12 protein-coding genes are annotated in these 14,206 nt (G+C 43.2%); 11 read left to right on the top strand and 1 reads right to left on the bottom strand.

The window, feature by feature from the left end; all coding sequences use genetic code 11:
- Window positions 1-411: 411 nt before the first annotated feature.
- On the bottom strand, window positions 412-942 hold the full coding sequence (locus M3182_RS14025) for a DUF2529 domain-containing protein (protein WP_251558549.1): 531 nt from the start codon (window positions 940-942) through the stop codon (window positions 412-414).
- 203 nt (window positions 943-1,145) lie between these two features.
- On the opposite strand from M3182_RS14025, the gene M3182_RS14030 reads away from it, so the two are divergent.
- The 11 genes from M3182_RS14030 to M3182_RS14080 all read left to right on the top strand — a co-directional run bounded on the left by M3182_RS14030 (window position 1,146) and on the right by M3182_RS14080 (window position 14,195).
- The gene (locus tag M3182_RS14030; RefSeq protein ID WP_251427958.1) at window positions 1,146-1,511 is read left to right on the top strand and encodes a response regulator; all 366 of its coding nucleotides are present in this window, start codon (window positions 1,146-1,148) and stop codon (window positions 1,509-1,511) included.
- 284 nt (window positions 1,512-1,795) lie between these two features.
- Window positions 1,796-2,653, top strand: a complete 858-nt coding sequence (locus M3182_RS14035) for a class II fructose-bisphosphate aldolase (protein ID WP_251427955.1) — start codon at window positions 1,796-1,798, stop codon at window positions 2,651-2,653.
- 308 nt (window positions 2,654-2,961) lie between these two features.
- Window positions 2,962-3,606, top strand: coding sequence for a fructose-6-phosphate aldolase (gene fsa, locus M3182_RS14040; protein ID WP_251427952.1), 645 nt, complete (start codon window positions 2,962-2,964; stop codon window positions 3,604-3,606).
- 199 nt (window positions 3,607-3,805) lie between these two features.
- A complete protein-coding gene (gene murA, locus M3182_RS14045; RefSeq protein WP_251558551.1) occupies window positions 3,806-5,092 on the top strand; it encodes a UDP-N-acetylglucosamine 1-carboxyvinyltransferase in 1,287 nt (428 codons plus the stop codon).
- A gap of 90 nt (window positions 5,093-5,182) precedes the next feature.
- Entirely contained in the window at window positions 5,183-6,145 is a 963-nt protein-coding gene (gene glpX, locus M3182_RS14050; protein WP_251428463.1) for a class II fructose-bisphosphatase, read from the top strand.
- A 296-nt stretch (window positions 6,146-6,441) separates the two neighbouring features.
- A complete protein-coding gene (gene rho / locus M3182_RS14055) occupies window positions 6,442-7,719 on the top strand; it encodes a transcription termination factor Rho (RefSeq protein ID WP_251427945.1) in 1,278 nt (425 codons plus the stop codon).
- A gap of 251 nt (window positions 7,720-7,970) precedes the next feature.
- Window positions 7,971-8,180, top strand: a complete 210-nt coding sequence (gene rpmE / locus M3182_RS14060; protein WP_251427942.1) for a 50S ribosomal protein L31 — start codon at window positions 7,971-7,973, stop codon at window positions 8,178-8,180.
- A gap of 532 nt (window positions 8,181-8,712) precedes the next feature.
- Entirely contained in the window at window positions 8,713-9,336 is a 624-nt protein-coding gene (locus M3182_RS14065) for a thymidine kinase (RefSeq protein WP_251427938.1), read from the top strand.
- 1,054 nt (window positions 9,337-10,390) lie between these two features.
- On the top strand, window positions 10,391-11,464 hold the full coding sequence (prfA, locus tag M3182_RS14070; RefSeq protein WP_251558553.1) for a peptide chain release factor 1: 1,074 nt from the start codon (window positions 10,391-10,393) through the stop codon (window positions 11,462-11,464).
- Entirely contained in the window at window positions 11,457-12,317 is an 861-nt protein-coding gene (gene prmC, locus M3182_RS14075; protein ID WP_251558555.1) for a peptide chain release factor N(5)-glutamine methyltransferase, read from the top strand. Before prfA ends, prmC begins: the two co-directional genes overlap by 8 nt.
- A 309-nt stretch (window positions 12,318-12,626) precedes the next feature.
- Complete coding sequence (locus M3182_RS14080; protein WP_251558557.1) at window positions 12,627-14,195, top strand: Vga family ABC-F type ribosomal protection protein; 1,569 nt, start codon at window positions 12,627-12,629, stop codon at window positions 14,193-14,195.
- Window positions 14,196-14,206 lie beyond the last annotated feature (11 nt).

Genomic DNA, 14,206 nt, shown 5'->3' on the forward strand with positions numbered 1-14,206 from the left:
GAAGCGGACGGTAACTGAGAGGGAGCCTCAGTGCCCGTTGCCATCAAAAAAAGAAGCGAACGGTAACTGAGAGGGCGCCTCAGTGCCCGTTGCCATCAAAAAAAGAAGCGAACGGTAACCGAGAGGGAGCCTCAGTGCCCGTTCACAGCAAAAAAAGAAACGGATGGTCACCGAGAGGGCGCCTCAGTGCCCGTTGCCATCAAAAAAAGAAGCGGATGGTCACCGAGAGGGCGCCTCAGTGCCCGTTGCCATCAAAAAAAGAAGCGGATGGTCACCGAGAGAGAGCCTCAGTGCCCGTTCACAGCAAAAAAAGAAACGGATGGTCACCGAGAGGGCGCCTCAGTGCCCTCTTCACAATAAAAAATGAAGTCATCAGTCATCGAGAGGGTACTTCAGTACCTAAGTTATGGTTTATTCGTATTCTGCCATAATTTCGTCAATGGTGAATTTAATGCCATAGTACACGTAAAGTGCCGCCATTGAGGAAGGTTGGCCAATGCGGTTGCCAAGTTCATCAGGCAGTAGTCCTTTTGTAAGGCGTAGATCTATATGAACATCGGCTAGGGTGTCTAGTCCTTGTGTTTCCGAGTTTTTATCAATCGTGGAAACGGCGACAAAGGGGAAACTTTTGTCTGCGAGCTTTTGGGAGATTTCCAATGCCTCAGGATCTGTTGACTTTCGTGAGAATAAAATCACGCGGTCAGCTAGGGTGACATTGGAAACTTGCTCTGCTGTTAAAATTTGAGCTTGTTTTAAGGGTTCAGCGCCGTACATAGCCTCTAAAGGGACGGCACCCATTTCTTTTGCACCGTATAGATAAATGGTTCCTTCGCCAGCAACTGCTTGAGCGAGCAGTCTGGCACTATCCTCAATCGAAAATTCTTCTTTTTCTTGTAATCTGTTAAACAGCCCGGTTAGCTGTGTTGTTAACATTTTTAACATCAAAAATCGCCTCCAATTAGTGATTATAAGGGTTATCGACATGAAGGTAAAATTTTCGACAATAAGTTTTGTGATTGGGAGAAGGATTTTTAAAAGAAAACGCGAAATAATTAACTTAACTATTAATGAAGCTCGGCTCTTTTCGTTCATACTACGGAAACAGCCTTATAAGTAAAACGAAATTGATATTGGGGGAAAGCGGCATGAAACAAAAAATCTTGATTGTTGACGATCAGTTTGGAATTCGCATCTTGCTTAACGAAGTGCTGCAAAAAGAAGGCTATGACACTTTTCAAGCGGCTAACGGAGTACAAGCTCTTGAAATTGTAAAGGAGCATTCACCAGACTTAGTTTTACTTGATATGAAAATTCCGGGCATGGATGGAATTGAAATTTTAAAACGAATGAAAGTAATCGAAGAAGATATCCGCGTCATCATTATGACCGCGTATGGAGAGCTAGATATGATTCAGCAAGCGATGGATTTGGGAGCTTTAACCCATTTTGCAAAGCCGTTTGATATTGATGATATTCGCGCGGCAGTAAAAAAGTACGCACAAGCGGTTTAAGCACTATTTATACATAATCAATGAACCCGCTCTGCAATATCGAGTGGGTTTTTGAACAATTCTGATAAGTAAAAATACTGGTAGCGTTTGCTTGTGAATTTTTTATAAAACCTGTAAAAATCGGGCTTCCGAGATGGTATTTCTGTCGATGTTTTGATATGATATCTAATGGATTCCATAAGATCACTCGTTTTTATTTTACGTACATAATCAACCAGATAGAGGGAAACCTTTTAATGGTAGTCTAATTGAGGCGAGACGATCTAATGAAGGAGGAAAAACAAATGCCTTTAGTTTCAATGACAGAAATGCTGAAAAAAGCAAATGAAGAAGGTTATGCAGTAGGACAATTTAACCTAAATAACCTTGAGTTCACGCAAGCGATTCTTCAAGCTGCACAAGAGGAAAACTCTCCAGTTATCCTTGGTGTATCTGAAGGCGCTGGCCGATATATGGGTGGATTTAAGACCGTTGTGAAAATGGTTGAAGGTTTGCTTGAAGATTACAACATCACTGTACCAGTGGCAATTCACCTTGACCACGGTTCAAGCTTTGAAAAATGTAAAGAAGCAATCGATGCAGGATTCACTTCTGTAATGATTGACGCTTCTCACCATCCTTTCGATGAAAACGTTGAAACAACTAAGAAAGTTGTTGAGTACGCACATTCTAAGGGAGTTTCTGTTGAAGCTGAACTTGGAACAGTTGGTGGACAAGAAGATGACGTAATCGCGGAAGGTGTTATTTACGCGGACGTTAACGAGTGTAAAGAACTTGTTGAGCGCACTGGCATCGACTGCCTAGCGCCTGCACTAGGTTCTGTACATGGTCCATACAAAGGTGAACCAAACCTTGGATTCAAAGAAATGGAAGAAATCAACAAAGTTGCTGGTGTACCTCTAGTTCTTCATGGTGGAACTGGTATCCCAACAGCTGACATTAAAAAGTCGATTTCTTACGGTACTGCAAAGATCAACGTTAACACTGAAAACCAAATCGCTTCTGCGAAAGCTGTTCGTGAAACACTTGCAGCGAAGCCAGAAGAGTACGATCCACGTAAATACTTAGGACCTGCTCGCGATGCAATCAAAGCAACTGTTATTGGTAAAATGCGCGAATTCGGTTCTTCACAAAAAGCATAATTAGAAAAGTGGAAGCGGCTTGGTCAACTCCGACAGGCATAAGACGAACCGGAATAGAAGGCGCTTTTTGCCTTCAATTCCGGGGTGGCTTATGACCCGAGGGGTTAGCCGCTGGAGCTAGACAATAGAAAAGCGTAAGCGGCTCGTACAGCAATGGACACTAGTCGCTAGCCGCTGGAGCTAGACAGACATCCAAGTTAAAACATCAATGCTTTCTTAACTAAGTACCAAGGTAACCGCCTTTTTTGAGGCGGTTTTCCTTCATTAAAAGGAAACTGAAAATTTTGTCGAATGGAGGCGTTTTATTTATGAAGTTTTTCATTGATACAGCGAATATGGATGAGATTCGTGAAGCTCATGCACTTGGAATCGTTGCTGGTGTGACAACGAACCCGTCGTTAGTGGCAAAAGAAAAGAATGTAAGTTTTCATGATCGTCTAAAGGAAATTACGGAATTGGTTCCTGGATCAGTTAGTGCTGAGGTTATTGCGCTGGATGCAGAAGGAATGATTAAAGAAGGTCGTGAGCTTGCGGCGATTGCTCCGAACATTACGGTTAAAGTTCCAATGACTCCCGAAGGACTTAAAGCGGTTTCAACATTTGCGAAAGAAGGAATCAAAACAAATGTGACGTTGATTTTCAGTGCCAACCAAGCGTTATTAGCTGCGCGAGCAGGGGCAACCTATGTATCTCCTTTTCTAGGAAGATTGGATGATATCGGACATAACGGCATGGATTTGGTCTCTACGATTGCGGATATTTTTGCCATCCATGGAATTGAAACCGAAATCATTGCGGCTTCAATACGTCATCCACAGCATGTAACGGATGCAGCTCTTCAAGGAGCGCATATTGCAACCATTCCTTATAAAGTGATTATGCAATTATTTAAGCATCCTTTAACAGATAAAGGGATTGAAGCGTTTCTAGCAGACTGGGAAAAACGAGCTTAATAAAAGATTCTTTGCCCACTCACACTCAAATTCGTGTAAGATAAGAATTGTAGGAATCATACGGTCTATTATTATAATTTCATCATTCTTTGTAAATAATGCATAATGCAAGCTAGCAGGGCTTTTCTCTTTAGGGACAAGCCCTTATGCATGGAACTAAACAGAAGATTGCACATCACGGCTTAGAAGGGAGTCAAGTATGGAAAAACTTAAAATTGCAGGTGGGTACCCGTTAAAGGGAACAGTTCGGATTAGTGGAGCTAAGAATAGCGCAGTTGCGTTGATTCCCGCAACCATACTAGCCGAATCGCCTGTGACGATTGAAGGTTTGCCAGATATTTCCGACGTCCATATTTTAAAAGACTTATTACAGGAAATCGGTGGTTCTGCTACATTTTCAGAAAATGAAATGACGGTGGATCCTTCTACGATGATTTCCATGCCTTTGCCGAACGGAAAAGTGAAGAAACTTCGTGCTTCCTACTATTTAATGGGGGCGATGCTCGGCCGTTTTAAAAAGGCTGTCATTGGGTTGCCGGGAGGCTGTTTCTTAGGACCAAGACCGATTGATCAACATATCAAAGGGTTCGAGGCGCTAGGAGCAAAAGTAACCAATGAACAAGGTGCGATTTATTTACGGGCCGATGAGCTACGAGGGGCTCGAATTTACCTTGATGTCGTCAGTGTTGGGGCGACAATTAATATTATGCTTGCTGCCGTTCGTGCAAAAGGCAGAACAATCATAGAAAACGCCGCGAAGGAACCGGAGATTATTGATGTTGCCACACTACTTAGCAATATGGGGGCAAAAATCAAAGGTGCCGGTACCGATGTGATCCGCATTGACGGAGTCGACGAGCTTCATGGCTGTCGACACACCATTATTCCTGACCGAATTGAAGCAGGTACATATATGATTTTAGCTGCTGCGGTAGGTCAAGGAATCCTCATTGACAATGTCATTCCACTTCATCTTGAATCATTGATCGCAAAGCTGAAAGAGATGGGCGTACCAATTGAGTCAAAAGATGACCAAGTGTTTGTTGGCCAAGCTGAAGGCTTTAAAGCCGTCGATATCAAAACACTCGTTTATCCAGGTTTTCCAACAGATTTACAACAGCCGTTAACGTCGCTTTTAACTCAAGCAGAAGGGTCAAGTGTTGTGACGGACACCATTTATGGTGCTCGGTTTAAGCATATTGATGAACTGCGAAGAATGAATGCGACGATTAAGGTTGAAGGGCGTTCGGCGATTATCAACGGACCGACTAAGCTTCAAGGTGCGAAGGTGAAAGCAAGTGACTTACGAGCTGGAGCAGCACTTGTTATCGCTGGGTTACTAGCTGAAGGGGTTACTGAAATCACAGGTTTGGAGCATATTGACCGTGGTTATAGCCATCTTGTGGAAAAGCTGAATGGACTAGGTGCAACCGCTTGGCGAGAAAAGCTGACAAAAGAAGAACAAGAACAAATGAAAAATGCATAAAGCAGCAGACAGGTAGATGCAGTAAGATAGAGATAGAAACATCGTAAACAATCTGGGGTTTTGTTAAAACGAGGATCGAGGGTGAAACCGATGGAGAGAAGTTTATCAATGGAGCTCGTCCGTGTTACTGAAGCAGCTGCTTTATCATCTGGTCGCTGGATGGGCCGCGGGAAAAAAGACGAAGCAGATGGCGCTGCTACGGAAGCAATGAGGGATGTTTTTGATACGGTGCCGATGAAAGGTACAGTCGTCATCGGTGAAGGGGAAATGGATGAAGCGCCAATGCTTTATATTGGCGAAAAGCTTGGAACCGGTTATGGTCCACGTGTAGATGTCGCGGTTGACCCTGTTGAAGGAACCGAAATCGTTGCATCAGGTGGCTGGAACGCGCTAGCGGTTTTAGCTGTTGCGGACCATGGGAACCTATTGCATGCACCAGATATGTATATGGATAAAATTGCAGTAGGGCCGGAAGCGGTAGGCAAAATTGATATCAATGCCTCTGTGCTAGATAACCTCAAAGCGGTTGCGAAAGCGAAAAACAAAGATATGGAAGATGTGGTCGCAACGGTTTTAAATCGTGAGCGTCATGAACATATTATTCAACAAATCCGCGAAGCTGGTGCCCGTATCAAGTTAATTGATAACGGGGACGTTGCAGGAGCCATTAACACAGCCTTTGATTTCACCGGAGTGGATATCTTGTTTGGAATTGGCGGGGCACCTGAAGGAGTGATCGCCGCTGTTGCGCTGAAATGCCTTGGTGGAGAACTTCAAGGTCGCTTGGTGCCGCAAAATGATGCAGAAGTAGAACGTTGCATTAAAATGGGCATCGACGTAAACAAAGTTTTACGCATGGAAGACCTTGTGAGAGGCGATGACGCCATCTTTGCAGCGACAGGAATAACAGATGGCGAAATGCTGAAAGGTGTACAATACAAAGGTAGCATCGCCACAACTCATTCGCTTGTTATGCGTGCGAAATCAGGAACGGTTCGTTTTGTTGAAGGGCAGCATAGTTTGAATAAAAAGCCGAACCTCGTAATTAAATAATTTTTACCATTTAAGAGATTTCAATTAGAGAAGCTTTCTAGTTGAATATCAATCGTTTTAAAAAAGCAACTTGGTAGGAAAGGGACCTTCCAAGTTGCTTCATAATAAAAATTAGCATTGATTCGATTGAGAGAAATAGGGTACAATGAACAATATTTTAAAAAGATCTTCGATCGACTGCTTTTCAGAATACTCTTCTTACAATCTTCAGTAGAATTCATTTCTTCTTTTTCCATCCATAGTTTTACATTCACATATTGGAGGAAAACGAAATACTTATTAGGTGTGGTGACGACATGGAAGTCAATATTTCGAGTTTAGAAAATATGAAATTAAAAGAGCTCTACGAATTAGCTCGTGAATACAAAGTTTCTTACTACAGCAAGTTATCAAAAAAGGAACTGATTTTTGCAATTTTAAAAGCGAGAGCAGAACGCCAAGGCTACTTTTTTATGGAAGGCGTCTTGGAAATTATTCAGTCGGAGGGCTTCGGGTTCTTACGTCCGATTAACTACTCCCCAAGTTCTGAAGATATTTATATTTCTGCATCGCAAATCCGCCGTTTTGACCTTCGCAATGGGGACAAGGTTTCTGGTAAAGTTCGTCCGCCAAAGGAAAACGAACGCTATTTTGGATTGCTTCAAGTTGAATTAGTCAATGGAGATGACCCTGAGACTGCGAAGGAGCGCGTCCACTTCCCTGGACTTACTCCACTTTATCCTGACCGCCAAATGAAGCTTGAAACTACGCCAAGGCATATTTCAACACGCATTATGGACTTGTTGGCTCCGGTTGGTTTTGGACAGCGTGGTTTGATTGTGGCACCACCAAAGGCTGGGAAAACAATGCTGATCAAAGAAATTGCCAACAGCATTACGACGAATCACCCTGATGCAGAATTGATCGTGTTGTTAATCGATGAGCGACCAGAGGAAGTAACCGATATTGAACGTTCCGTGCAAGGCGATGTCGTTAGCTCGACGTTTGATGAGGTTCCTGAAAACCATATTAAAGTGGCGGAGCTAGTGCTTGAACGCGCAATGCGTTTAGTAGAACATAAGCGAGATGTAGTCATTCTGATGGATAGTATTACGCGTCTGGCTCGTGCGTATAACTTGGTGATTCCGCCAAGTGGCCGTACGCTATCCGGGGGGATTGACCCGGCTGCGTTCCACCGTCCAAAGCGTTTCTTTGGGGCAGCTCGTAATATTGAAGAGGGTGGTAGTTTAACCATTCTTGCAACAGCGCTAGTTGATACAGGTTCCCGGATGGATGACGTTATTTACGAAGAATTCAAGGGAACAGGAAACATGGAACTGCACTTGGATCGTGCGCTTGCAGAACGACGCATCTTCCCGGCGCTCGATATTCGTCGCTCTGGAACGCGAAAAGAAGAATTGCTTATTCCGAAAGAGCATCTTGATAAGCTTTGGGCGATTCGCAAAAGCTTATCAGATTCCCCAGACTTTGCAGAAAAGTTCTTGCGTCGTTTAAAACAAACCAAGTCAAACGAAGAGTTTTTCGCGATGTTGACGGAAGAAATGAAGGCTGGAAATAAACGCGTACTTTCTTAATTTCTGAATGTTCTATAGGATAGGGCGCACATTTTGAATGGGCTTGCTGGTGACTAGATTAGCGTCTAGGAACTCATGCTATTCTATTAGAAATATTGGAAATTATTGAGGGAAAAACACGCTTGATAAATATGAATAGCCTTGCTATAATAACAACAGTGTGTTTTTAGATTATCTAGGCACAGAGTTTTGTGCCCCAGAATATAACTCTGTTTCAGCAAATGATTCAGGGCAAAAGGAGATGACAAGGAATGAAGACAGGAATTCATCCTAACTACAAGACAATTACGGTGACTTGCGCATGCGGTAACACTTTCGAAACTGGTTCTGTAAAGAACGAGATTAAAGTTGAAACATGCTCTGAGTGCCATCCATTCTATACAGGACGTCAAAAGTTTGCTGAAGCTGGTGGACGTGTAGACCGCTTCAACAAGAAATACGGCCTTAAGAATAACCAATAATTCAAATAAGGCAGCGGCGCAAATTAGGGCCAGCTGATGATCTCATTCTTTGACGTCAACAGTTGGTTCCAGAGCGCTGCAGCTAGGAAACATTGATGTTTCCTATTTTAAATTTGAAAAGAGCAGGCAAGAAGCAACATCACTTGCCTGCTTTTTATTTCGGTCTGAAAAGCGGAGGCGCCCTGGTCAGCGGCGTATGGCCTGGAGCTCTCCAACTGAGATAAGACTTTTCTTTGGGCTTTAGCCCTTAGAAAAGTCAATCGGGTTCTTACTGGCAGTTATGAAATTACTGCCAGTTGAACGGGATAAAGGAAACACGAAGAGCCGGAGGCGATTCGATGTTGACTTATTGTAGGGCGGAGAGGGAAGGACACTAGCCGCTAGGGCGCTGGAGCTAGACAAATGAAAAGCGGAGGCGCCCTGGTCAGGAGGTATATAGCCTGGATCAGGTGGCGCTTTCTTAAAAATAGACACCCCTGAATTGGGGACTCTATAAGTAAACTGTGATTGTAAGGAAGGAGAGGCCGTGTCTATGTATGTGATGAAGCACAGCGGCTGGATTGAAATTATCTGCGGCAGCATGTTTTCAGGCAAATCGGAGGAACTGATCCGCCGTGTGAGAAGAACTCAATTTGCCAAGCAAAAACTTGCTGTTTTTAAACCGTTAATTGATAACCGCTATAGTGAAGAGGCCGTCGTGTCTCATAATGGGACAAGCGTAATCGCCAAACCTGTAGCGAAATCGACTGATATTTTTCAGCATATTGATTCGGACATCGAGGTCATTGCCATCGATGAAGTTCAGTTTTTTGATGAAGAAATCGTTCAAGTAGCTCAGCATCTTGCCAATAGTGGACACCGCGTCATTCTTGCTGGGTTGGACCAAGACTTCCGTGGTGAACCTTTTGGGCAAATGCCAGCGCTAATGGCAGTTGCCGAACAAGTGACAAAACTCCAGGCTGTGTGTGCTGTCTGCGGTTCGCCTGCAAGCCGAACTCAGCGTCTCATAAATGATAAACCGGCCTCTTATGATGATCCCGTCATCCTCGTCGGCGCATCGGAATCATATGAACCTCGTTGCCGACACCATCATGAAGTGCCAAGAGCACCCCGTGTTCATCTAGAAAACACTTCAAAAACAGATAGCTTAGCATAAAAATGAGAAACCAGCTTCTTTTTTTGAAGGAGCTGGTTTTTTGTATTGGTCGGTAAAATTTAATTTACCGGAAACAAGAGTTCTATTATCAAAAATACAGGGTTTATTAACGGAAATTGGGTTTCTATTTTCAAAAAGTGAAGACCTATTTACAAGGAGAACTTCTATTTACGAAAAGCCGAGGTCTATTATCAAAAATGTAAGATCTATTAACCGAAAATGGGGATCTATTTTCAAAAAGAGGATTTCTATTTACAAGGAGAACTTCTATTTGCGAAAAGCCAAGGTCTATTATCAAAACTGTAAGATCTATTAACCGAAAATGGGGATCTATTTTCAAAAAGAGGATTTCTATTTACAAGGAGAACTTCTATTTGCGAAAAGCCAAGGTCTATTATCAAAACTGTAAGGTTTATTAACGGAAAATGGGTAACTATTTTCAAAAAGAGGAGTTCTATTTACAAGTAGAACTTCTATTTACGAAAAGCCGAGGTCTATTATCAAAACTGTAAGGTTTATTAACGGAAAATGGGTATTTATTTTCAAAAAGTGAAGCCCTATTTGCAAGTAGAATTTCTATTTACGAAAAGCCAAGGTCTATTATCAAAACTGTAAGGATTATTAACTGAAAATGGGTATTTATTTTCAAAAAGAAGAGTTCTATTTATAAGTAGTAGTTCTATTTGCAAAATTAGAGGTTCTACTCTCGAAATGTAAGGGTCTATTAACAGAAATCAGCATTCATTTTGTAAATGAAATTTCATATGTAATGAAGTTTCATTCGAGAAATGCTATTTCCTTACTTGCAACTTTCATTTTGATTTTGACGAAGATTTCTCGCTATACTATAATTAAATAGTTGTGGACTTAAAAGCGGAAGCGCCTTGTTCAGCCCGCAAGCGCTGGAGAACCAGACGGTGGGGAAGTCGTTCTTTGACTTCGGTGGCTGGTTTGAAGCGGTCGAGGGGCTAGGCGCGGGCTAGATGGGTAAAAATGAGAATGTGGAAATGAATTTAAATGTCTTTTTAACATATAAAATTTGAGGTGAATGACTGTGTTTGATCGTCTTCAAGCCGTGGAGGACCGCTTTGAAAGGCTGAATGAGCTTTTAAGTGATCCTGAAATTATTAATGATTCGAAAAAACTACGTGAGTATTCTAAAGAACAATCGGATATTCAAGAAACGGTGCAAGCGTACCGGGAATATAAGTCAGCAAAAGAGCAGTTGGCCGAAGCAAAAGCCATGCTTGAGGAAAAGTTAGATGCTGAAATGAAGGAAATGGTGAAAGAAGAAATTTCCGAATTGAATGACCAGCTTGAGGAATTGGAAGCAAGATTAAAAATCTTGTTAATTCCAAAAGACCCGAACGATGATAAAAACGTCATCATTGAAATCCGCGGTGCTGCAGGTGGGGATGAGGCAGCGTTATTCGCGGGTGATCTGTATCGGATGTACAGCCGTTATGCGGATGCACAGGGCTGGAAAGTGGATGTCATTGAATCCCACTCAACTGGTGTGGGTGGCTATAAAGAAATAATTTTTATGGTCAACGGAAATGGCGCTTATTCCAAATTGAAGTATGAAAATGGGGCACACCGCGTTCAACGTGTTCCGGAAACAGAGTCTGGTGGCCGAATTCATACGTCAACGGCAACAGTCGCTTGCTTACCGGAAGCGGAAGAGGTCGACATTGAACTTCATGATAAAGATATTCGCTTTGATACGTACGCATCTAGTGGTGCGGGTGGACAGAGCGTTAACACGACGATGTCAGCGGTGCGTTTAACCCATATTCCAACTGGGATTGTCGTTACGAGTCAGGACGAACGTTCGCAGCATAAAAACAAAGACAAAGCGATGAAAGTATTACGTGCCCGTGTGTATGACAAATTCCAACAAGAAGCGCGTGCGGAGTATGATGAAGTGCGTAAATCGGCTGTTGGAACAGGAGACCGTTCAGAGCGAATTCGGACGTACAATTTTCCGCAAAACCGAGTAACGGATCACCGCATTGGGTTAACAATCCAAAAACTTGATCAGATCCTTCAAGGGAAATTGGATGAATTCATTGATGCGTTGATTATGGAAGACCAATCTAGCCGTCTAGAGAATGCGTCAAATGAGTAAGAAAATCTACGAAGCCCTCAACTGGGCTTCGTCTTTTTTAAAAGCAAAGCAGCGGGATGAAAACGCGGGAGAATTGCTTATGCGCCATGTCACGGGCATGAGCCGGGCAACTTTGTTTGCGGAGATGCGCGAAGAGTTAAGTCCTGAACTTTTGATAGCCTTTGAACAAGCGGTCCGCCAGCATGAACAAGGGATCCCGGTTCAATATATTATTGGGACTGAAGAATTTTATGGGCGCCATTTTAAGGTGAACTCAGCGGTGCTGATTCCACGTCCGGAAACAGAAGAGTTGGTTTATGGAGCCTTGGAACGTCTAGAAAAGATGTTTGGCAAGCAAGTGGAGTTGGAGCTTGCGGATATTGGGACCGGGAGCGGGGCGATTGCGATTACAATGGCGCTAGAAAATCCGAAGCTACAGGTCACTGCAACCGATGTTTCTGCGGATGCGTTAGCAGTGGCGAAGCAAAATGCTGCGGATTTAGGTGCGGATATTGAGTTCAAGCAAGGGGACTTGTTAGAACCGTTGATTGTTACAGGCAAGAAGTATGACGCAATTCTATCCAATCCACCCTACATCCCAGTGAGCGACCAGTCATGGATGTCTGAAGTGGTGACCGAGCATGAGCCGCATTTGGCGTTATTTGCGGGCGATGACGGACTTGATTTATATCGCCGTTTTATGGACGAATTGCCGCTTGTGTTAAAAGAAAAGGCCCTTGTTGGCTTTGAAATTGGAGCAGGACAAGGCGAGGCTGTTTCGACATTGTTGCAGCAAGCTTTTCCAGAAGCAAGAGTAGAAGTGGTGAACGATATTAATGGCAAAGATCGGATGGTATTTGCGGAAATTGGTTAACAGCTGATTGACATTTACTCCCATCTGAAGGTATGATTTAAATAACAAATAACGGAAGGGTGACCCAATAACGATGAAGTTTTAATCCTATTACTCGAAAGCAATTGAATCTAGGCATTTTAAAAGCAAGCAGAGAATAACTGCTTTGTTTGTGGTGCCTACATTCGTGTTTTCAGAATAGGATAGGACTTCACGTAGTTGGCCTTAAAGGGAGTAGTCTCTTTAGGTGTGCACCTATGCCTCCTATTCTGAACGTGAGATAGGAGGCTTTTTTGTGCTTCCGGAATTCAAAGAATTGGGGGCGTTTTTGTGGTTACTTTAGAAGCAAATCATTTAAAACTTTCGATAAAAGACCGGTTGTTATTAGATGTGGATAAATTGCAGGTTGGAAAAGATGACCGAATTGGGCTAGTTGGCCGGAATGGCAGTGGCAAAACAACACTTTTGGAAGTGTTAGCCGGAAAACGGGACTCGGAAGGAGGAACTGTTACGGCGCGGGGAACGCTTGAGTTGTTGCCACAGTTGAAAAGAACCGACACAGTGAAAAGTGGGGGTGAAGTCACGCAAGAGTATATCAACCAAACTCTTGCGAAGCGGCCAGAATTGCTTTTAGCGGATGAGCCGACGACCCATTTGGATAAAGAGCATATTGAATGGTTGGAAAAGAAGTTAGCAAGATGGCCAGGGGCGTTATTGCTTGTTTCGCATGACCGTGTGTTTTTAGATAAAATTTGCACAAAAATTTGGGAGCTTTCTGATGGAAAGATCACCGTATATAAAGGAAACTACAGTGCTTATGCTGAACAAAAAGAAATCGAACGGCAGCAGCATGAACTGGCGTATGAAAAGTATGAGAAAAAGAAGCAACAGTTAGAAGCGGCACTGCACACGAAAGAAACAAAGGCAGCGCGGGCAACAAAAGTTCCAAAAAATAAATCGATGGAGTCAGGTGCTTCGAAGCCATATTTTGCGAAAAAGCAAAAGAAGTTGGATAAAGCCGCAGGTGCGATTAAAACTCGATTAGAGAAGCTTGAGAAAGTCGAAAAAGTGAGAGAAGCAGCTCCGATTAAAATGAATCTGCACAATGAGGAAAGTTTTAAAGGCAGAGTGGTCATCCGGGTTGAGGATGTTGGCGGCAAGGTTGGTCAGCGTGTGTTGTGGAAACCGACTCGTTTTACGATTAAAGGTGGCGAGAAGCTGGCCGTCATTGGTCCAAATGGGAGCGGCAAAACGACATTAGTGAAAAAACTGCTTGAACAGGGGGCTGGAATCACGATTTCTCCGGCAGCGAAAATCGGTTATTTTAGCCAGAATATCGCAACACTTGATGTGAACCAAACGATTTTTGAAAATGTGCGTTCATCATCAGTTCAAGAGGAAAGTTTTATTCGAACGGTGTTAGCGCGCCTTCATTTTTACCGTGAGGATGTGCATAAACCTGTTTCTGTATTGAGTGGCGGCGAGCGGATGAAAGTGGCGTTAGCGAAACTGTTTGTGAGTGAGGTCAATATGCTGTTGCTCGATGAACCGACGAACTTCCTTGATTTAGAGTCAGTCGAAGCGCTAGAGTCACTTTTGCAAGAGTACGAAGGAAGTATTGTGTTTGTTTCGCATGATCGCCGGTTTATTGAAAAAGTGGCAACGCGGATTTTAGAAATAAACGCGCAGGAAATTCAGCTTTTTGATGGAAGTTTTCAAGAGTACTTAGAATTTGAGCCACAGAACGAGCGTGATGAACAGGCAGAGCAGTTATTGCTGATTGAGACGAGAATTTCGGAAGTGTTGAGCCGGTTGAGTATCACGCCATCTGAAGAACTAGAGAATGAATTTCAGGCTTTGTTGGCAGAGAAACGAAAGATCATGAGCGAGCGGATGTAAGTCTCGCTCGT

The organism is Mesobacillus maritimus (assembly GCF_023715205.1).
Classification (GTDB): Bacteria; Bacillota; Bacilli; order Bacillales; family Cytobacillaceae; genus Mesobacillus_B; species Mesobacillus_B maritimus_C.

Coding starts and splice junctions, on each gene's coding strand:
- M3182_RS14025 (WP_251558549.1), bottom strand. CDS start 942: ATGTTAAAAATGTTAACAACACAGCTAACCGGGCTGTTTAACAGATTA.
- M3182_RS14030 (WP_251427958.1), top strand. CDS start 1,146: ATGAAACAAAAAATCTTGATTGTTGACGATCAGTTTGGAATTCGCATC.
- M3182_RS14035 (WP_251427955.1), top strand. CDS start 1,796: ATGCCTTTAGTTTCAATGACAGAAATGCTGAAAAAAGCAAATGAAGAA.
- fsa (WP_251427952.1), top strand. CDS start 2,962: ATGAAGTTTTTCATTGATACAGCGAATATGGATGAGATTCGTGAAGCT.
- murA (WP_251558551.1), top strand. CDS start 3,806: ATGGAAAAACTTAAAATTGCAGGTGGGTACCCGTTAAAGGGAACAGTT.
- glpX (WP_251428463.1), top strand. CDS start 5,183: ATGGAGAGAAGTTTATCAATGGAGCTCGTCCGTGTTACTGAAGCAGCT.
- rho (WP_251427945.1), top strand. CDS start 6,442: ATGGAAGTCAATATTTCGAGTTTAGAAAATATGAAATTAAAAGAGCTC.
- rpmE (WP_251427942.1), top strand. CDS start 7,971: ATGAAGACAGGAATTCATCCTAACTACAAGACAATTACGGTGACTTGC.
- M3182_RS14065 (WP_251427938.1), top strand. CDS start 8,713: ATGTATGTGATGAAGCACAGCGGCTGGATTGAAATTATCTGCGGCAGC.
- prmC (WP_251558555.1), top strand. CDS start 11,457: ATGAGTAAGAAAATCTACGAAGCCCTCAACTGGGCTTCGTCTTTTTTA.